The 17949-nt window shown below is 62.6% G+C and carries 19 protein-coding genes; 8 read left to right on the forward strand and 11 right to left on the reverse strand.

The window, feature by feature from the left end:
- Positions 1-13 precede the first annotated feature (13 nt).
- Entirely contained in the window at positions 14-436 is a 423-nt protein-coding gene (locus tag ACEN42_RS09810) for a biopolymer transporter ExbD (RefSeq protein ID WP_187605015.1), read from the forward strand.
- 347 nt (positions 437-783) lie between these two features.
- On the opposite strand, the gene ACEN42_RS09815 is transcribed toward ACEN42_RS09810, so the two are convergent.
- Positions 784-1746: a LysR family transcriptional regulator gene (locus tag ACEN42_RS09815; RefSeq protein WP_238288020.1), complete on the reverse strand. Its 963-nt coding sequence runs from the start codon at positions 1744-1746 to the stop codon at positions 784-786.
- A gap of 165 nt (positions 1747-1911) precedes the next feature.
- Between ACEN42_RS09815 and ACEN42_RS09820 the strand changes: the two genes are divergently transcribed.
- The 4 genes from ACEN42_RS09820 to hemP all read left to right on the forward strand — a co-directional run bounded on the left by ACEN42_RS09820 (position 1912) and on the right by hemP (position 4242).
- Positions 1912-2784 carry a pirin family protein gene (locus ACEN42_RS09820; protein WP_371879817.1) on the forward strand — a complete coding sequence of 291 codons (873 nt, stop codon included), beginning with the start codon at positions 1912-1914 and terminating at the stop codon, positions 2782-2784.
- Positions 2785-2918: 134 nt separating this feature from the next.
- Positions 2919-3317, forward strand: coding sequence for an OsmC family protein (locus tag ACEN42_RS09825; RefSeq protein WP_371879818.1), 399 nt, complete (start codon positions 2919-2921; stop codon positions 3315-3317).
- A gap of 39 nt (positions 3318-3356) precedes the next feature.
- Positions 3357-3845 carry an SRPBCC family protein gene (locus ACEN42_RS09830; RefSeq protein ID WP_187605018.1) on the forward strand — a complete coding sequence of 163 codons (489 nt, stop codon included), beginning with the start codon at positions 3357-3359 and terminating at the stop codon, positions 3843-3845.
- 148 nt (positions 3846-3993) lie between these two features.
- Positions 3994-4242 (forward strand): hemin uptake protein HemP, encoded by a 249-nt coding sequence (hemP, locus tag ACEN42_RS09835; protein ID WP_162065347.1) that lies wholly within the window; start codon positions 3994-3996, stop codon positions 4240-4242.
- A 276-nt stretch (positions 4243-4518) separates the two neighbouring features.
- Here hemP and ACEN42_RS09840 read toward each other — a convergent pair whose 3' ends face one another.
- From ACEN42_RS09840 to uvrB, 6 genes are all read right to left on the reverse strand, one after another.
- Positions 4519-4932 carry a heme-binding protein gene (locus ACEN42_RS09840; protein ID WP_187605019.1) on the reverse strand — a complete coding sequence of 138 codons (414 nt, stop codon included), beginning with the start codon at positions 4930-4932 and terminating at the stop codon, positions 4519-4521.
- 38 nt (positions 4933-4970) lie between these two features.
- Positions 4971-6374 carry a 4Fe-4S binding protein gene (locus tag ACEN42_RS09845; protein WP_371879819.1) on the reverse strand — a complete coding sequence of 468 codons (1404 nt, stop codon included), beginning with the start codon at positions 6372-6374 and terminating at the stop codon, positions 4971-4973.
- Positions 6371-7222 (reverse strand): FTR1 family protein, encoded by an 852-nt coding sequence (locus ACEN42_RS09850; RefSeq protein WP_371879820.1) that lies wholly within the window; start codon positions 7220-7222, stop codon positions 6371-6373. Before ACEN42_RS09850 ends, ACEN42_RS09845 begins: the two co-directional genes overlap by 4 nt.
- Positions 7223-7289: 67 nt before the next feature.
- Positions 7290-7622 (reverse strand): cupredoxin domain-containing protein, encoded by a 333-nt coding sequence (locus tag ACEN42_RS09855; RefSeq protein ID WP_238210306.1) that lies wholly within the window; start codon positions 7620-7622, stop codon positions 7290-7292.
- A 55-nt stretch (positions 7623-7677) separates the two neighbouring features.
- Positions 7678-8223: an iron transporter gene (locus tag ACEN42_RS09860; protein ID WP_371879821.1), complete on the reverse strand. Its 546-nt coding sequence runs from the start codon at positions 8221-8223 to the stop codon at positions 7678-7680.
- Positions 8224-8591: 368 nt separating this feature from the next.
- The gene (gene uvrB / locus ACEN42_RS09865) at positions 8592-10688 is read right to left on the reverse strand and encodes an excinuclease ABC subunit UvrB (protein WP_250483426.1); all 2097 of its coding nucleotides are present in this window, start codon (positions 10686-10688) and stop codon (positions 8592-8594) included.
- A 343-nt stretch (positions 10689-11031) separates the two neighbouring features.
- Between uvrB and ACEN42_RS09870 the strand changes: the two genes are divergently transcribed.
- On the forward strand, positions 11032-12231 hold the full coding sequence (locus tag ACEN42_RS09870) for an amino acid aminotransferase (RefSeq protein ID WP_371879822.1): 1200 nt from the start codon (positions 11032-11034) through the stop codon (positions 12229-12231).
- Between the two features lie 76 nt (positions 12232-12307).
- On the opposite strand, the gene ACEN42_RS09875 is transcribed toward ACEN42_RS09870, so the two are convergent.
- Complete coding sequence (locus ACEN42_RS09875; protein ID WP_035506500.1) at positions 12308-12526, reverse strand: hypothetical protein; 219 nt, start codon at positions 12524-12526, stop codon at positions 12308-12310.
- Positions 12527-12799: 273 nt separating this feature from the next.
- On the opposite strand from ACEN42_RS09875, the gene ACEN42_RS09880 reads away from it, so the two are divergent.
- Positions 12800-13336 carry a hypothetical protein gene (locus ACEN42_RS09880; RefSeq protein ID WP_371879823.1) on the forward strand — a complete coding sequence of 179 codons (537 nt, stop codon included), beginning with the start codon at positions 12800-12802 and terminating at the stop codon, positions 13334-13336.
- Between the two features lie 53 nt (positions 13337-13389).
- Here ACEN42_RS09880 and ACEN42_RS09885 read toward each other — a convergent pair whose 3' ends face one another.
- Positions 13390-14802: a lactate utilization protein B gene (locus ACEN42_RS09885; RefSeq protein ID WP_371879824.1), complete on the reverse strand. Its 1413-nt coding sequence runs from the start codon at positions 14800-14802 to the stop codon at positions 13390-13392.
- A gap of 25 nt (positions 14803-14827) precedes the next feature.
- Complete coding sequence (locus ACEN42_RS09890) at positions 14828-15562, reverse strand: (Fe-S)-binding protein (protein ID WP_035506498.1); 735 nt, start codon at positions 15560-15562, stop codon at positions 14828-14830.
- A gap of 191 nt (positions 15563-15753) precedes the next feature.
- Here ACEN42_RS09890 and ACEN42_RS09895 point away from each other — a divergent pair, with 191 nt between their 5' ends.
- Positions 15754-16560: an IclR family transcriptional regulator gene (locus ACEN42_RS09895; protein WP_035506496.1), complete on the forward strand. Its 807-nt coding sequence runs from the start codon at positions 15754-15756 to the stop codon at positions 16558-16560.
- A gap of 89 nt (positions 16561-16649) precedes the next feature.
- On the opposite strand, the gene pbpG is transcribed toward ACEN42_RS09895, so the two are convergent.
- Complete coding sequence (pbpG, locus tag ACEN42_RS09900; RefSeq protein ID WP_284508932.1) at positions 16650-17834, reverse strand: D-alanyl-D-alanine endopeptidase; 1185 nt, start codon at positions 17832-17834, stop codon at positions 16650-16652.
- Positions 17835-17949: the final 115 nt, after the last annotated feature.

Raw genomic sequence — 17949 nt, forward strand, 5'->3', positions numbered from 1 at the left:
CGGGAGACTCGCAATGGCCATGAGCCCTTTCGCCGGAGACGAAGACGACGGCATGATGAGCGAGATCAACATGACGCCGCTCGTCGACGTCATGCTGGTTCTCCTGATCATCTTCCTCGTCACGATTCCGGCCATGCATCACGCGGTCAAGATCGACTTGCCGCACGCGAGCAGCCAGCCGCAGGACGAGAAGCCCGCGCACGTGAATATCGCGATCAAGGCCGACGGCACGACGCTGTGGGACGATCAGCCGATCGACGAAGCGACGCTCAATGCGCGCATCGCGCAGGCCTCGCAGCAGAATCCGCAGCCGGAGATTCATCTGCGCGCGGACCGTCAGGTGGCATACGAGAAGGTCGCCGATCTGATGTCGGCGGCGCAGGCAGGCGGACTGACGAAGATCGGTTTCGTCACGGAGCCCAAGAGCGGCAAATAAGGCGGCAAGCAGGCAAATAAGCGCTCGCGCAAGCCTCAAAAGTAAAAGGCCTTCATCGTCAGATGAAGGCCTTTTTTCGTGCGCACTCGGCGCATTCGGGTGAGGCGGTCACTTCGGGTTCGAATAGCCAGAGCCAGAAGTTCCGTCACATGCGGCAGCCGTGGTCGACACGGACAGCGCAATCAACCCTATCAGGCTAACTATCAGAGCAGCCGTGAGTTTTCGCATAAGGAGCTCCTTAGCGAAGGAGGTTTCAATATACCGCTGCGATGAGGGACGTTCAATTGAATCTGACCATCGCAAACGCGCGCTTCAATGTCATAAACCAATGACAAACGCGGATGCGGTCAAACTGTTTCCCGTTCCGGCGTTTCCTGAACAGGACATTCTCCGGGGAAGCGCTGACCGCTACCTATCGACTCGACGAGAAAATCCACGAAAGCGCGAACGGCCGGGACCATGCCCTGGCGCGACAGAAAAACCGCATACAGTTGCGGCGACGGAAACGTCCAGCCCGGCATCACCGGCGAGAGTTGCCCCGTTCGCAGCGGTGCGCCGTACATCATCTCGGGCAACGCCGCGATGCCGACACCGCGCATCACGGCTTCGCGGATCATCGACAAGTCCGCCGTGACGAGCCGCGGCTCGTGCTCGAACTCGTGGCGCGTGCCGTCCGGCGCGATAAGGCGATAGACGTGGCGGCCATCGGCGGAGGGCGTGTCGATCGTGTCGTACTGGGCGAGCTCGGCGGGCGTCATCGGCGGCGCGTTCGACTTCAGGAGCGACGGCGCCGCAACCAGCATCTGCTCCGTGCGCCACAGCGGCCGCGCGACGACGTTCGAACTCGCGGGCGGCTCCGAGCGCACGCGCAGCGCGACATCGATGGCATCCTCGAACAGATCGACCACACGATTCGTCACGCGCAGCACGACGCGCACTTCCGGATAACGATGCATGAAATCCGGCATCACTGCGGAGAGAAACGTCTGCGCGATCGTCACGGGCACGCTCACGCGCACGGTGCCGCGCGGCGAATCGCGCAGGCTCTGCACGACGTTGACGGCCGCCTGGGCCTCCGCGAGCATCGCCTGGCAATGCTGGTAGAAGAGCTGTCCGGCTTCGGTCAGCGCGAGCTTGCGTGTCGAGCGCTGCAACAGGCGCACGCCGAGCGACGCTTCGAGCTCAGACACACGCCGCGACAACCGCGACTTCGAGATGCCGAGCACGCGCTCCGCAGCCGAAAATCCGCCGTGCTCGACGACGTGCGAGAAATACATCAGATCGTTCAGATCATGCGAGTCGGCTTTCATGGTCGCTCGGGAGACAGGGATTCGAGTTGACGCGGTTCGTTATCGCCAGCGCGACAATCCATTGCGCGGCAGCGTCTTTTACCGTGAAACGCGGCCCATATAATAGACCTGTGTTTCAAATTTATCGCTATTCCCCTATTTCCGCATATTCGACACGAGGCAACCATGTCCACCAGCCGCAGCATCGAACGCATCATTCCGGCGACCCGCACTGTCGAAGGCGGCGGATTTGTCGTGCATCGCCCGTTTCCGACCCGTCTTCTGATGGATTTCGACCCGTTCCTTCTCCTCGACGAAATGGGCCCCGCCGATTACGCGCCCGGCGAGGCGAAGGGCGCGCCCGACCACCCGCATCGCGGTTTCGAGACCGTGACGTACATGCTCGAAGGCGAGTTCGGCCACAAGGACTCGGCGGGTCATTCGGGCACGCTGCGCCCCGGCGACGTGCAATGGATGACCGCGGGCGCGGGCGTCGTGCATAGCGAAATGCCGGCCGAGGACTTCACGCGCCGTGGCGGCCGCGTGCACGGCCTGCAGCTATGGGTGAACCTGCCGCAGCGCGACAAGATGATCGCGCCGCACTATCAGGAGATTCCGTCGACGGAGATTCCTGTCGCGACCAGCGAAGACGGCAAGGTCAGCGTGAAGGTGATCGCGGGCGAGGCGCTCGGCGTGAAGGCCGCGATCGAAACTCGCACGCCCATTCTGTATCAACACTTTTCGCTGAAACCGGGCGCGCGGATCGAGCTGACCGTGCCACGCGATTACCGCGTGTTCGCGTATCCGCTGTCGGGCACCGCGCTGTACGGTCCGCAAAGCCAGCCGGTGCGCGCGCAGCAGATGGTGATCTTTCGCGACGACAGCGATACGATCGTTCTCGCCGCGAGCGATGAACCCGTCGAACTGCTTCTGATCGGCGGCGTGCCGCTGAAGGAGCCGGTGGTGCGCTACGGCCCGTTCGTGATGAACACGGAGGATGAGATCCGTCAGGCGGTGGTCGACTATCAGGCGGGCCGGATGGGCGCGATCACGCACTGAGCGTCCTCGCCGACGTACCAGCGCGCAATCGACGAGACGGTGCGGCATGAACGGACACATTGCGTCACAATGACCGTTCTTGCCGCGCCGTTTTTCGTCATTCTTGCAGTCCCTCTCAAAACAAGGAGCAACGCATGGCCGGACCTTCCGTGACCGCCGACATCGGCAATATCGACTATCAAGTCCGCCTCGCAGATGGCACGCATTCATGGATCGCCGACGAACCGGCCAGCCTCGGCGGCGGCGATACGGGACCGGAACCGGCGTCGCTGCTGCTCTCGAGTCTCGGCGCGTGCACGTCCATCACGCTGAAGATGTACGCGAAGCGCAAGGAATGGCCGCTGGAAGGCGTGCACGTCGAGTTGTCGATGAAGAGCACCGCGGAAGGTACGAACATCGATCGCCGCATCTCGCTCCAGGGTGCGTTGTCCGATGAACAGCGGCAACGGCTTTTGCAAATTGCCAATGCGTGCCCGATCCACAAGGTTCTGTCCGGCGCGATTCGCATCGACTCCGGTCTCACGCCGCAGTGATGCATCGCGGGCACCACGAACGTCCAAGGAAACGTCGTCTTGAATTTCGAACACCTGATCCAGATCAACGATCCGCTCAACCCGCTCGTCGATTCGCTCACGCCCGAACAGCTTTGGGAAGGGCTCGTCCTGCGCGCGGAACAGCCGCAATTATTCGTGCTGGGGCTGGATAGCTGCGACATCCTCTCGCGCGATGGCGACACGATGGAGCGCGAACTGCACTACGGCCAGGCCACCGTGCGCGATCGCGTGACGCTGACGCCCGGGTCGAGCGTGCGCTATGACATCCTGCCGACTGCCGATTACGTCGGCGGCTCGCTGACGATGGCGATCGTGCAGCCCGACTCGCTTCAGCTATTCCTGCGCTTCACCTACAGCACGACGCTGCCGGAGAACGAAAACGCCACGCCCGATGAGCGTCAGACGCAGGAAATCGTGAAGTCGGCTTATCGCGAGTCGGATATCGACACCGTGCGGCTGATTCGCCAGTTCGTGCACGGTCGCAAGGACGAGAGTCCGCTGCATTGAGCGTATCGCGCGATGCGGCGGCGATTGCTTCTCCGCCGCATCGAGCCTGGCTATCAAAAGTTGCGCTTCAATCGGAAAGTCTAGTTGCAAATAGGAATAGTTATCATTTACCATAGACCCATCGAATCAACGAACGCACACTTCCGACATGACCGACACGCTGCGATCCTCCACGCTCAGGCTGCGCCGTCCGGCTGTCCGCGACGCCGCGATCACCCGCCCGAAGGCGACGACCGTCACGACGGTTCACGTCGCTCACGCAGCGGAAAGCAACGGGGAGCGCTCGCTCAAGAGCGACGCGCTGCTGCAGGGACGCAGCCACGTGAGCATCGTGCATAACGGGGAAACGTATCAGTTGCGCGCGACGCGTCTGGGCAAGCTGATCCTGACGAAGTAACGCGCAAGACACGCAAGAACAGCAGGACGTACAGGGTATTGTGGGGACCACCTCGCCAAGAGGTGTTTGGCCTTAGCCAGCGAGGACGACTTGCACGCGAGAATTTAGACCCCTTCGTGCAAATACCAGCCAGTCGTCGATAGCAAGCGAAGCCGCTTTTTTTGGTTCCTGCTTGGGTTCTCACGATGCGCGCCGACGAGCGCCGCATCGGAAACAGAATGGCACGCCTTCGCGACGAAGACGTGCCATTTTTATTGCGCGCATCGCGCGAAAGCTTCAGACGTTCTCGATACCCAGCGCCGCGATACCCGCTTTCGCGATCTGCGCATCCTGATCCGACTTCACGCCCGACACGCCCACCGCCCCGACGATATCCGCGCCCACGAAGATCGGCACGCCGCCTTCGAGCATCGCCGTCATGGGCGCGCTAAGGAATGCCGTGCGGCCCTGCTTGATGGTGTCTTCGTAGACCTTGGTTTCGCGGCGGCCCAGCACGGCGGTGCGCGCCTTGCCCGTCGCCATTTCGACGGTGCTCGCGCCCGTCCCGTCCAGACGATGCAGATGCAGCAGATGCCCGCCATCGTCGACGATCGCAATCGTCACGTTCCAGTTGTGCTCCCTGGCATGCGCCTCCGCAGCGGCGGCCATGGCCTTCACGTCTTCATCGGTCAGTACGGGTTTGGTTCTCACTTCTCGCTCTCGTTGCCGCGCGTGACGGCGTGGACGGTTTATCGACTGAAGCCCCAGAACATCAGGTACCACGCGCTGTCCGCGACGGCCAGCGCAGCGACAAACCATACCATCGTGAGCACGCGGGGAACAAGCGTCGGCGAGTAGCGGTTCGTCACGCGCCACGCGAGCCACGCGCTCCACAGATTCGCCGCGCCGAGCAAACCGAGGCGCAGGCCCGGCACCCACCACAACGGCAAATGCTCGGCACGCAAGAGCGATACCGTGGTCGCGGACAGGCCGAGAAACACGCCGACGCCCGCAATCGGGATCAGCGCGAGCGTCAGGTGGTGCAGGCGCGTCGCGTTCATCTTGCCGAGCATGCGCGTGCCCATCGCGAGGAGCGCGAGCAACGCGGTGCCATACACGATCCCCGTCACGACGATATAGCCGATCACCATCGTCCCGTCGAGCCACGAGAAGACGTCGTTCTGCTCCGGATAATGCGTGAAGAGGAACCACGGCGCGTTGGTATCGAGCGGCCAGAGAATATTGCGATCGATGAGCCACGCCGCGAGATATTGCTTCAGGTCGACGAACCACGTGCTCACGGTCCAGTGGAACGCGCCGATCGCGATACCGAGCAGGCCATACAGAATCAGCGCCGTGTCCCACGGATTCGCGGCCTTGTCGCCGAGCGTCACGACTTCTTCCGACGGCGAGCGCCACTTGAGGGCGATCGCATCGCGATGGCCGCTGCATCGGCCGCACATGTGGCAGTCGGCGGCGCCCTTCATGTTGCGCAGCGGGACGAGCGGCGCGCAGTTGATCGGAATGACGCGATGACCATGCTCGCCCTCTTTGTACGAGCGTCGCCAGGCGTCTTCGCTGACCTTGTAGTGGAACGGCGCGAGCCGCGCGAGCAGCGAGAACACGCCGTTCACCGGGCACAGATACTTGCACCACACGCGCTTCTCGCGGCCATACAGCACGCCGATGATCATCGCGCCCACGGTCGAGCCGCCGAGCACGAGCAACACCGCTTTCGGATACTGATAGACGCTGACCATCTGGCCGTAGATGGTCGTCAGTCCGAACGCGACGAAGGGCCAGCCGCCCCAGCGCATCCAGCGCGGAATCGCCCAGCCGCGGCCGAACTTGCTCGCGAACTCCGACAGCGCGCCCTCGGGACACAACACGCCGCACCAGACGCGGCCGAGCATGACCATCGACAGCAGCACGAACGGCCACCAGATGCCCCAGAACACGAACTGCGCGGCGAGCGTGAGATTGCTCCACAAATGCGCGGAGCCATCGGGCAGCGGCATCACGGCGGGAACGGCGATCAGAAACGCGTACACGGCAACGACGACCCACTGAATCATGCGGATCGCGCTGCCGTGACGTTGCATCCAGTGACCGGCTTGTTGCAGCCGGCCCGGTCTAGGTATCACAGAACTCATGCTGGACGGCTTGCCGCCTTTTGTTTTTGCGCCATCCGGTTTTTCGAATGGCGCATCAGGAGATAGATGACGATCCAGTACAGCGCATACGCGACGAGGTTCATGCCCGCCGGATGCGCGCGATAACCCGTGAGTGTAGCAACGAGCGAGCCGAAGGTACTCGAATCGTCGAGCAGCCACGACGTGTTCCACACCTGATTGACGATCACCGGCAGCACTTCCATGTCGATCAGCTTGTCGACGCCGGTCTCGAACAGGCCCGCCGCGAGAAACAGCAGCATGATCTCGGTGACGCGGAAGAACGAGCGCCACGAGAAGATCTTGCCGCCGAGCTGCAGCACATAGAACGTCAGGAGCGCGAGGCCGAAGCCGATGATGATCGCGACATACTGCGACACGTCGACATGCCCGGACTGGCCGAAGCCGACGCCATACAGAAACACGGCGGTTTCGCTGCCCTCACGCGCGATCGCGAGCGCGACGAGCAGCGCGATGCCCCACCAGTGCCCGTCTTGCGTGCTCTTTTGCAGCGACGACTCCATGTCGCGCTTCAGCGTGCGGCCGTGGCGCTTCATCCACAGGACCATCTGCACGATCAGCACGCACGCGACCAGCACCATCGCGGTCTGGAAGTAATCCTGCGCATTGCCCGACAGCACTTCGGTGAAGCCGATCAGCGCGGCGCCCAGCGCCACCGCCGCAACCAGGCCGATGACGACGCCGGCCCACAGATAAGGCAGGCCGCGGCGCGCCTGATGATCGCCGTTCTTCAGCCACGCGTAGAGAATGCCGACGACGAGCAACGCCTCGACGCTCTCCCGCCACACGATGAAAAGTACCTGCCCCATTCCAAACCTCCAGCAATTGCACTTCGATCGGCCGCGCGCGACATGACGCCTCGTGCCGGCACGACGCTTATTTCGCGACGATCACGCCCTGCGCGGACTGATGAAAGTCGTCGAAGAACTTGTATTCGCCCGGGTCCAGCGGCGCGATCACGACGAACGAATCGGCGCCCGGCGCGAGGACTTTTTCCTTGCGCAACTGAACGCTTTCGAACTCGGCGGCGCCCTTGCCGATGTTGTGCACTTCGATCTTGATGCGCTGCCCCGCCGGCACCTCGATGCGCGCCGGGTTGAGCTTGCCGTCGTTCATTTCGAGCTTGAACGTCGGCAGGTCGGCGGCGAACGCGGTCCCGGAGGCAAACACGGACATCGCAAGCGCGGCCACCTGAATTTTCAGTTTCATGCGTACTTCCTGAGGATGAACGCGCCCGGTCCGGGATGCCGGGCGCCTGCGACGATCAGTAACCGCCCTTCTTGCCGATGCCCGCGAACGGGAAGTCGTATTCGATCGTGAACGGCTTGAACCACGGACCCACGCCCGTTTCCTTGTCGGTGTGACGGCCGAACGCCATATGACCTTCCTGCGAAGGCGGCGAGATGTGCAGCTTCAGGTGATACTTGCCCGGGCCGAAGAGCTTCACGTTATCGCCGTAATGCGGGCCGTCGCTCGCGACCATCGGCATCAGGTCGCCCTTGAGGGTCTGGGTCGTACCGACCTTCGTGAGTTCATACGTGACATTCAGATACGGCATCCAGTCGCCTTCGGCGAAACCGGTCGGGTTGTTTTTGACCGCGTGGATGTCCGCCTCGAGGTGGATGTCCGAATCCGACGCCTTGCGCATCATGCCTTCCGGCGCCATCGTGATCGGCTGCAGGTACACGGCGCCCGTTTCCATGCCGCCTTCGATGTGCTGCTTGCCGATCGGATATTCGGCGGCCGATGCTGCCATCATCGCCGTGAGACCTGCGGCGGCGACGAGGCCGCGCACCAACGTTGAACCCATCAGAAACTCCTTGTTGTTATCGACTGGCGCGCGTGCCACGCGAGCCCTGCCACTGAAGTACCGGACCGGCGCGCCGGACGCCTCAAGGAGAAGCGTCGGCCGGAGCAATACCTCCCGTTGGAACGTCCGCAATCGACATGTCGCAGAGGCGCGTTAGCACAACTCTGTGAACGTTAATACGAACCATTCTCAATGTTCGTCAGTTTAGCATCGTTCGACACCCGCAACAATTTGAGCGAGCTTACAGACCCAGACGCGGCAAGGCTTTTCGCGGAATCGCGCGATTTCCAAAAGCAATAAAAAAGCGCGGCGAACCATTCGGTTCGCCGCGCTTTCCGGCTTTCAGCGCAATTCCACTTACATAAAGCTTACTTTCCGCCGATGCCGCTCACATGATCGCCGACGTTCGCGCCGAACACACGCTGTCGCAGGAGCGCCAATTGGTCGCGGGTCTGCGCCGCCTTTTCGAATTCGAGATTCTTGGCGTGATCCATCATCTGCTTCTCGAGGCGCTTGATTTCCTTCGAGATCTGCTTCTCGGACATGTCTTCGAACTTCGCGCGCGTCTGCGCTTCCTTGAGTTCGGCGCGGGCTTCGTCGGCGTTGTAGACGCCATCGATGATGTCCTTGATGCGCTTTTCGACGCCGCGCGGCGTGATGCCCATCTTCAGGTTGTGCGCGATCTGCTTCTCGCGGCGCCGCTCGGTTTCGCCGATCGCGCGCTTCATCGAGTCCGTCATGTTGTCGGCATAGAGAATCGCCTTGCCGTTCACGTTGCGCGCCGCGCGGCCGATCGTCTGGATCAGCGAGCGCTCGGCGCGCAGAAAGCCTTCCTTGTCGGCGTCGAGAATCGCGACGAGCGACACTTCGGGGATATCGAGACCCTCGCGCAGCAGGTTGATGCCGACGAGCACGTCGAACGTGCCGAGCCGCAGGTCGCGGATGATTTCCACGCGCTCGACCGTGTCGATGTCGCTGTGCAGATAGCGCACCTTCACGCCGTGATCGGCGAGGAACTCGGTCAGCTGCTCGGCCATGCGCTTCGTGAGCACGGTGACCAGCACGCGCTCATGCACGGCGACGCGCGCGTTGATCTCCGACAGCACGTCGTCGACCTGCGAACGCGCCGGACGCACCTCGATTTCCGGATCGACCAGACCGGTCGGCCGCACGAGCTGCTCGGCCACCTGCCCCGCCTTCTGCTTTTCATAGTCGGCGGGCGTCGCGGAAACGAAGATCGCCTGACGCATCTTGCGCTCGAACTCATTGAACTTGAGCGGCCGGTTATCGAGCGCGGACGGCATGCGAAAACCGTAGTCGACGAGATTTTCCTTGCGTGCGCGGTCGCCGTTGTACATGCCGTTCAACTGGCCGATCAAGACGTGCGATTCGTCGAGCAGCATCAGCGCGTCGGGCGGCAGATAGTCGACGAGCGTCGGCGGCGGCTCGCCAGGCGCCGCGCCCGAAAAGTGCCGCGAGTAATTCTCGATGCCCTTGCAGAAGCCGAGCTCCTGGAGCATTTCCAGATCGAAGCGCGTGCGCTGTTCCAGCCGCTGCGCTTCGACGAGCTTGCCGCCGCCATGGAAAAACTCGAGCCGCTCGCGCAGTTCGAGCTTGATGGTTTCGATCGCGCGCATCACGGTATCGCGCGGCGTCACGTAGTGCGACGACGGATAGACGGTAAAGCGCGGAATCTTGTTGCGCACGCGGCCGGTGAGCGGATCGAAGAGCATCATCGATTCGACTTCATCGTCGAAAAGCTCGACGCGCACCGCCATTTCAGCGTGCTCCGCCGGGAAAATATCGATGGTGTCGCCGCGCACGCGGAACGAGCCGCGCTGGAAATCGGCTTCGTTGCGCGTGTACTGCATCGCGATCAGACGCGCGATGACGTCGCGCTGGCCGAGCTTGTCGCCCGTGCGCAGCGTGAGAATCATCTTGTGATACTCCGACGGATTGCCGATACCGTAGATCGCGGACACGGTCGCGACGATCACGACGTCGCGGCGTTCGAGCAGGCTCTTCGTGGCCGAAAGCCGCATCTGCTCGATGTGCTCGTTGATCGACGAATCCTTCTCGATGAAAAGGTCGCGCTGCGGCACGTACGCTTCCGGCTGGTAATAGTCGTAGTACGAGACGAAGTACTCGACGGCATTGCGCGGAAAGAACTCGCGGAACTCGGCGTAAAGCTGCGCCGCGAGCGTCTTGTTCGGCGCGAAGACGATCGCCGGGCGGCCCATGCGCGCGATCACGTTCGCCATCGTGAAGGTCTTGCCCGAGCCGGTCACGCCAAGCAGCGTCTGGAACGAGAGACCGTCCTCGATGCCTTCGACGAGCGTCGAAATGGCTTCGGGCTGATCGCCCGCGGGCGGATACGGCTGGTAGAGCTGGAACGGCGAACCTTCGAACGTGACGAACTTCGATTCGTCCAGTTCTTCGGGTGATGCGATGAGAGTGTCGGACATGAGAGATCGAGAGAGTCAACGTCTGCGCAAACAAGCATTCTAGCGTCGTACGCAATGCGCGCGCTCGCCATGACGTGACCGGGATTCGGGAGGCTGATCGTCGTCAGATTGGGCATGGATCGGGAATCTCAACCGCGCACCTTCGCGCCCTTTTTTATTGTCGATTTCGCGTGCTTCGATATAAAAAAGGGCCGAAAAGCACGCGCATTCGCACCATATTCGTCCGAAAAGCCACACCGGATTCGCTACAATGTGCGACTGGCATAACGGTTTTGGGCCGCTTATCGCCACACATCATCCGTTTGCATCCTGCCGCACGTCCTTCCCTCACTGCCGATAGATCATGTCTCTTTTCTCTGCCGTCGAACTCGCTCCCCGCGACCCGATCCTGGGCCTCAACGAAGCCTTCAACGCCGATACGCGCACGACCAAAGTCAATCTGGGCGTCGGCGTGTACACGAACGAGGAAGGCAAGATTCCGCTCTTGCGCGCCGTGCGCGAAGCCGAGAAAGCGCGCGTCGACGCTGCGCTGCCCCGCGGATATCTGCCGATCGACGGCATCGCCGCCTATGACGCGGCCGTGCAGAAACTGCTGCTCGGCGACGACTCGCCGCTGATCGCCGCGGGCCGCGTCGTGACGGCGCAGGCGCTCGGCGGCACGGGCGCGCTCAAGATCGGCGCGGACTTCCTGAAGCGTCTGAATCCGAACGCGATCGTTGCGATCAGCGATCCGAGCTGGGAAAACCACCGCGCGCTCTTCGAAGGCGCCGGTTTCGAGGTGGTCAACTACCCGTACTACGAAGCCGCCACGCATGGCGTGAACTTCGACGGCATGCTCGCGGCGCTCAACGGCTACGCGCCGGGCACCGTCGTCGTGCTGCACGCGTGCTGCCACAACCCGACGGGCGTCGATCTGTCGGACGATCAGTGGAAGCAGATCGTCGAAGTCGTGAAGGCGAAGAATCTCGTGCCGTTCCTCGACATGGCCTATCAGGGCTTCGCGGACAACATCGACGCGGACTCCGCCGCCGTGCGTCTCTTCGCCGCCGCCGATCTGAACGTGTTCGTCTCGTCGTCGTTCTCGAAATCGTTCTCGCTGTACGGCGAGCGCGTCGGCGCGCTGTCGATCATCACGACGGGCAAGGAAGAATCGGCCCGCGTGCTGTCGCAACTCAAGCGCGTGATCCGCACCAACTATTCGAACCCGCCGACGCACGGCGGCTCGATCGTCGCGGCCGTGCTGGCGTCGCCGGATCTGCGCGCGACCTGGGAACAGGAACTGGGCGAAATGCGCGATCGCATCCGCGCGATGCGCAACGGTCTCGTCGAGCGCCTGAAGGCGAGCGGCGTCGATCGCGACTTCTCGTTCGTCGGCAAGCAGCGCGGCATGTTCTCGTACTCGGGCCTGACGGCGGCGCAAGTCGATCGTCTGCGTGAGGAATTCGGCATCTATGCCGTGAGCACCGGCCGTATCTGCGTGGCCGCGCTGAACACGCGCAACCTCGACGCCGTCGCGAACGCCGTCGCCGCCGTGCTGAAGTAAGCCGTTCCGGCAGCTTCCAAATGAAAATGGCGCCCTTCGCGGGGCGCCATTTTTTGTGCGCGTCGAAAGCGGCGATTCAGAGTGTCTTTTGCGCGGACGTCACGGCGGGCGTCGCGTCGTCGTCCTCGACGAAGCCTAGCGAAATCGCGCGTGCGAGCTCCGCGCTCACGCCGGCGACGCTGGTTTCCTCGTGGCGCATGGCCGCGCTGCCGCTTTCGCCGGCGTGCATGCAGAAAGCCAGCGCGATCGGAAGTACGATGGCGACGGGCCAGTAGGTCGATATTGTCTTTTTCATGGGACTGCCTTTGGTCGAGATGTCGCAGCGGGTAACAAGCATTAGTGACCCATTGCCGGACACTTCGAATTTTACGGAATCGTCCCGATCTTAAAAAGCCATTGAAAAGCAAAGGATTGTTGCGTTCGCGACAACAAGCATGTCTGGTGAATGCGCGCCTCCGCTCGCGTCTTTATGACGCTTTGCCGTCATAAAGGCTTACAAAGTTGTTGGGGACATCCGCTCACCGATGCTGTCTCATACAGTAATGGTTCGACAGGTTCTATCAAGATCATGAAATCCGCAGTTGCTGGTCTTCTTATCGCGTCATCCGCAGCATTTCTCGGCGGCTGCGCGGTCTATCCCGATGGCTCGTCCTATGGCGGCGGCTATCCCGGTGTCTACGACGATCCGGGTTACGGGGGATATTACGGCGGACCGCCGGTGGTTCAGCCGGGCGTCGTCGTCGGTGGCGGTTATTACTCGGGGCCCGCGTATTACGGACCGAACCGAAGCCGCTATTGGGATGACGGTCCGGGCTGGCGCCGGCCGCCGCCCGGCGGCTGGCATGGTAATCAGCAACCGCGCGATCGTGGTCCGGGCGGGCCGCCGCCGCAAGCGGGCGGGAACGGACACCCGAACGGACCGCCGCCGCAGGCAGGCGGCGGACGGCCGCCAGCCCCTCCGCCTCCACAGGCGAGCGGCGCGCCGATTCCCAAGGCTGTCGGCGGTCAACCACCGGGGCCGAATCGCGCCCCGCCGCCATCGGCAAATGGCGGCAACCGCGAGAGCGGAAACTCACGCGGCTTCCTCGGACGCTACGGCGGATAAGGCGAAAGGCGCACTCATCGATACGGGCCACGGCACATTGCCGTGGCCTTTTTCTATCCGAGATGCGAGTGCTGCGCCTTGTACAGCTCTCTGAAGGTCCGCCCGACCGGCGCGGGCATGTCGCGCGTACCGGTCCATCCACCGCCAAACGGCAAGCGCGAAATCGCTTTCTTGCTGCCACCCATCCGTTCGAGCACACGCACGGCGAGCTTCGTGAAGAGCGCATACGCAACCGGTCGTTTCGCGAGATAGCCCCAGGCCGCGAGCGCGGCGCGTTCGTTCCACGGTCGCAGGCGGCGCTCCATCTGCTTTTCGCGCAATTTGCGCAGTAAATCCGACAACGGAATGCCCACCGGGCACACGCTGTTGCATTCGCCGCAGAGCGTCGCGGCTTGCGGCAGATCCAGCGCCTTGTCGATCCCGACATACGCAGGCGTCAACACCGATCCCATCGGGCCCGGATAGACCCAGCCGTATGCATGTCCGCCGATCTTCTGATAGACCGGGCAATGATTCATGCACGCGCCGCAGCGGATACAGCGCAGCATCTCCTGAAATTCCCCACCGATAAGCCCAGTGCGCCCGCCATCGACGATCACGAAATACATGTGCTCCGGCCCGTCCGATTCGTCCGGCGCGCGCGGCCCGGTCAGAAGCGAGAAATAGTTCGAGATCGTCTGCCCGGTCGCCGAACGCGGCAAGAGGCGCATTGCGGTCGCGAGATCCTCGAGCGTCGGCAGCACCTTTTCGATGCCCGTCACCGCGACATGCACGCGCGGCATCACCGTGCACATGCCTTCGTTGCCCTCGTTCGTGACGACGGCCACCGATCCCGTTTCTGCGATCAGAAAGTTGCCGCCCGTCACGCCCATATCGGCCGACATGAAATGCGGGCGCAGCACTTCGCGCGCCTCGCGCGTCATCTCGGGGATATCGGTCAGGCGCGGCTTGTTGTGCGTTTTCGCGAAGAGATCGGCGATCTGTTCCTTATCCTTGTGGACGACCGGCGCGATGATGTGGCTCGGCGGCTCGTTGTCGTTGATCTGCAGGATGTATTCGCCGAGGTCGGTCTCAATGGACTGCACGCCCATCTCGCCGAGCACGCGATTCAACTGCATCTCTTCCGAGACCATCGACTTGGTCTTGATGACCTTTTTCACGTCGTGCTTGCGAGCGATATCCGCGACGAGTCTCGCCGCGTCCTGCGTCGATTCGGCGTAGAGCACCGTGGCGCCGCGCCGGGTCGCTTCGCGCTCGAAGGTTTCGAGCCACACGTCGAGATTGTCGAGCGCACGATCGCGCCGCTCCTTGAGCGCCGCGCGGGTCGCCTCGAAGTCGATGTCCCGCACCGCGCTCGCGCGCGCGCTGACGAACTTGGTCGAGAGCTTCGTGAGATTTTGTTGCAGGCGCTCGTCGGCGAGTTTGGCTGAAGCGCGCGCCTTGAAATGCATCGTCTGGACTTGCATGTGCGGTCTCTCTTTCAGGATGCGCTCACGCGCGGCCTTGCGCGTCGCCGGCAAGCACCTGCGCGATGTGCAGCACGCGCGTCGACGTATCGCCGGTGCGGCGCAGGCGCCCTTCGATGTTCAACATGCAGCCGAGATCGCCGAGCACGACGGTGTCCGCCCCGCTCGCCTTGATGTTCGCGCACTTTTCATCGACGATCGCGGTCGAAATGTCGCCGTACTTCACCGCGAATGTGCCGCCGAAGCCGCAGCAATGCTCGCAGCCCGCCATCTCCGTGACCGGAACGCCCGCCTGCGCGAGCAGTTCGCGCGGCTGCGATTTCACGCCGAGTTCGCGCAATCCCGAGCAGGAATCGTGATAGGTCACCATGCCGTCGAATGCGCCGGGCTCCATGCGCGCCTTCGCGACATTCACGAGAAAATCCGTCAGCTCGAAAACACGCGGTTGCAGGCGCGCGAAGCGGCCCATCAGTTGCGGATCGTCGCGAAAGAGATCGCCGTAATGCGCGCGGATCATGCCGCCGCAGGAACCCGACGGCACGACGACATAGTCGAACTGCTCGAACTCGCGCAGCGTTTTTTCGGCGAGATCGCGTGCGAGCGGACGGTCGCCCGAATTGTAGGCGGGCTGGCCGCAACACGTCTGCGAAGGCGGCACGACGACTTCGAAACCCGCCCGCTCGATCAGCTTGATCACCGAGAAGCCGATTTCAGGGCGCATCATGTCGATGAGACACGTGACGAATAGTCCGACTCGCATTGGGGGCGTTTCCTGTTTTGTAGAAGTGATTGAACGCACCGACGATTATCCGCGAAAGTCCCGCCCGTCGTGCTCGCGCCGGTCCGCGAGCATCATTGACGAAGGGCATCTTTTTGACCGGCGTTCGCTTTTTTCACATTATGAGATACAATCGCCATTCCGCTGTTTGACGCATCAACCGATTTTTCACGATGAGCGATACGAACCCGGAATCCAAAACGTCCATTCAGGTGATCGAGCGCATGATGCGTCTTCTCGACGCCCTCGCCGACCACACTGACCCCGTCAGCCTGAAAGAGCTGTCCCAGAGCACGGAACTGCATCCGTCAACCGCGCATCGCATCCTAAACGACATGGTGCTGTGCCGTCTCGTCGATCGTTCCGATCCGGGCACCTACCGGCTCGGCATGCGGCTGCTCGAACTCGGCAATCTCGTGAAGGCGCGTCTCTCGGTACGCGAGGCCGCGATGCCGCCGATGCGCGAGCTGCATCGTCAGACCGGGCAGACCGTCAATTTGTCGGTACGGCAAGGCGACGAGATCGTCTATATCGAGCGCGCGTATTCCGAGCGCTCGGGCATGCAGGTCGTGCGGGCGATCGGCGGCCGTGCGCCTTTGCATCTGACGTCGGTAGGAAAACTGTTCCTCGCCGCCGACGAAGCCACCCGCGTGCGCGCCTATGCGATGCGCACCGGTCTCTCCGGCCACACGCAGAACAGCATCACCGACCTCTCGAAGCTCGAGCGCGAACTGTCGCTGGTGCGCCAGCAAGCCTGCGCGCGCGACAACGAGGAACTGGAGCTCGGCGTGCGCTGCATCGCGGCCGGCATCTACGACGACACCGGACGGCTCGTGGCCGGTCTGTCGCTGTCCGCACCTGCCGATCGTCTGCAGGACGCCTGGCTCAAGCAACTGAGCCACACCGCGCTCGAAATCTCGCAGTCGCTCGGGTATCACCCGGAACAGGCGGCCGCCGAAGCGCCGCACGCGCACCGCTGAACCGCGCTCCATGAAAAAAACGGGATTCGTCTTTCGACGAATCCCGTTTTCTTGTGAGTCGGCCGCTAGAGTCGGCGAAAGTCAGACGCTCAAGGATTCGCGCCGCTGCCCATATCGGCGCTCATGATGTGCGGCTCGCCGAGCGTATCGAGAAACGAGCGCAGGCGGCCCGCATCGGCGAAACGCGAGTACTTGCCGTACGAGTCGAGCAGCACGATCACGACCGGGCGGCCGTTCACGTTCGCCTGCATCACGAGACATTCGCCCGCTTCGTTGATGAAGCCCGTCTTCTGCAGGCCGATATCCCACGACGCATTGCGGATCAGCGCGTTCGTGCTGTTGTAGGCAATGTTGCGCTTGCCGGTGAACACGTCGTAGCTGCGATCGGTCGAGAACTTGCGGATCAGCGGATATTGATACGCCGCGTTCACCATCTTCACGAGGTCGCGCGCGCTCGACACGTTCTGGCTCGTCAGACCCGTCGAGTTCTCGAAGTGCGTGTCGGTCATGCCGAGCGACTTCGCCTTCGCATTCATCGCGGCGATGAACGCCGGACGGCCGCCCGGGTAATAACGCGACAGCGCAGCCGCCGCGCGATTCTCGGATGCCATCAGCGCGATGTGCAGCATGTCCTCGCGATTCAGCTCCGAACCGACCGCCAGGCGCGAACCGGTGAACTTCTCATAGTCGCGGTCTTCGTCGGTGACGCTGATCTCGTCGGTGAGCGGCATGTGCGAGTCGAGCACGACCATCGCCGTCATGAGTTTCGTGATCGACGCGATCGGCACGACGGCGCGCGAGTTCTTGTCGAAGAGCGTCTCGGACGTGTTCTGGTCGACGACATAGGCAACGCTCGAGCGCAGCGCGAGGCTGTCGGGCGTGTCATGCAGGCCGAACGCCTGGCCGACCGACGTCGCACGCGGCTGGAACGCAACTGCGTGCACCGCGCCGCGGCGCGCATGCGGTTCCATGCGATACGACACCCGACGCTTGCGCGAGGCGCGGGGCGCATCGTCGTCGTCATCCGTGGCGGCGACCTTGGCGGCTTTCGCGGCCTTCGGCGCCTTGAGCGTGGTTTTCGCCACGCGTGCAGGCTTTTCGGCTTGCGCGGTGGATTTCTTTGCGGTCTTGGTTGCCGTGGCGGTCTTTGCAAGGGCTTCAGCCGGAGCCGCTGCGAAGGACGTCGCTACTGCGATGGAGACAGCGATGGACAATGCCGAGCGCACTGCCACGCCATGCACCACCTTCAACGACGAAAACATTTCGGTTTTCATTAGTGTTCTGTTGGGCGGCTGGAGGGTACCGCCAAGTGTAGTGAAGCAACGAAATTTAAGCAATATTAAGCACTTATCGGCACTCGTTAAACTGAGTTGTAAGCCTGGATTGCAT

The sequence above is a fragment of the Caballeronia sp. S22 genome (assembly GCF_964261745.1).
GTDB classification, from domain to species: domain Bacteria; phylum Pseudomonadota; class Gammaproteobacteria; order Burkholderiales; family Burkholderiaceae; genus Caballeronia; species Caballeronia jiangsuensis.

What these genes read in the sequence shown, in the direction of transcription:
- ACEN42_RS09810 (WP_187605015.1), top strand. Translation starts at nt 14, where the DNA reads ATGGCCATGAGCCCTTTCGCCGGAGACGAAGACGACGGCATGATGAGC.
- ACEN42_RS09815 (WP_238288020.1), bottom strand. Translation starts at nt 1,746, where the DNA reads ATGAAAGCCGACTCGCATGATCTGAACGATCTGATGTATTTCTCGCAC.
- ACEN42_RS09820 (WP_371879817.1), top strand. Translation starts at nt 1,912, where the DNA reads ATGTCCACCAGCCGCAGCATCGAACGCATCATTCCGGCGACCCGCACT.
- ACEN42_RS09825 (WP_371879818.1), top strand. Translation starts at nt 2,919, where the DNA reads ATGGCCGGACCTTCCGTGACCGCCGACATCGGCAATATCGACTATCAA.
- hemP (WP_162065347.1), top strand. Translation starts at nt 3,994, where the DNA reads ATGACCGACACGCTGCGATCCTCCACGCTCAGGCTGCGCCGTCCGGCT.
- ACEN42_RS09845 (WP_371879819.1), bottom strand. Translation starts at nt 6,374, where the DNA reads ATGAGTTCTGTGATACCTAGACCGGGCCGGCTGCAACAAGCCGGTCAC.
- ACEN42_RS09850 (WP_371879820.1), bottom strand. Translation starts at nt 7,222, where the DNA reads ATGGGGCAGGTACTTTTCATCGTGTGGCGGGAGAGCGTCGAGGCGTTG.
- ACEN42_RS09855 (WP_238210306.1), bottom strand. Translation starts at nt 7,622, where the DNA reads ATGAAACTGAAAATTCAGGTGGCCGCGCTTGCGATGTCCGTGTTTGCC.
- ACEN42_RS09860 (WP_371879821.1), bottom strand. Translation starts at nt 8,223, where the DNA reads ATGGGTTCAACGTTGGTGCGCGGCCTCGTCGCCGCCGCAGGTCTCACG.
- uvrB (WP_250483426.1), bottom strand. Translation starts at nt 10,688, where the DNA reads ATGTCCGACACTCTCATCGCATCACCCGAAGAACTGGACGAATCGAAG.
- ACEN42_RS09870 (WP_371879822.1), top strand. Translation starts at nt 11,032, where the DNA reads ATGTCTCTTTTCTCTGCCGTCGAACTCGCTCCCCGCGACCCGATCCTG.
- ACEN42_RS09875 (WP_035506500.1), bottom strand. Translation starts at nt 12,526, where the DNA reads ATGAAAAAGACAATATCGACCTACTGGCCCGTCGCCATCGTACTTCCG.
- ACEN42_RS09880 (WP_371879823.1), top strand. Translation starts at nt 12,800, where the DNA reads ATGAAATCCGCAGTTGCTGGTCTTCTTATCGCGTCATCCGCAGCATTT.
- ACEN42_RS09885 (WP_371879824.1), bottom strand. Translation starts at nt 14,802, where the DNA reads ATGCAAGTCCAGACGATGCATTTCAAGGCGCGCGCTTCAGCCAAACTC.
- ACEN42_RS09890 (WP_035506498.1), bottom strand. Translation starts at nt 15,562, where the DNA reads ATGCGAGTCGGACTATTCGTCACGTGTCTCATCGACATGATGCGCCCT.
- ACEN42_RS09895 (WP_035506496.1), top strand. Translation starts at nt 15,754, where the DNA reads ATGAGCGATACGAACCCGGAATCCAAAACGTCCATTCAGGTGATCGAG.
- pbpG (WP_284508932.1), bottom strand. Translation starts at nt 17,834, where the DNA reads ATGAAAACCGAAATGTTTTCGTCGTTGAAGGTGGTGCATGGCGTGGCA.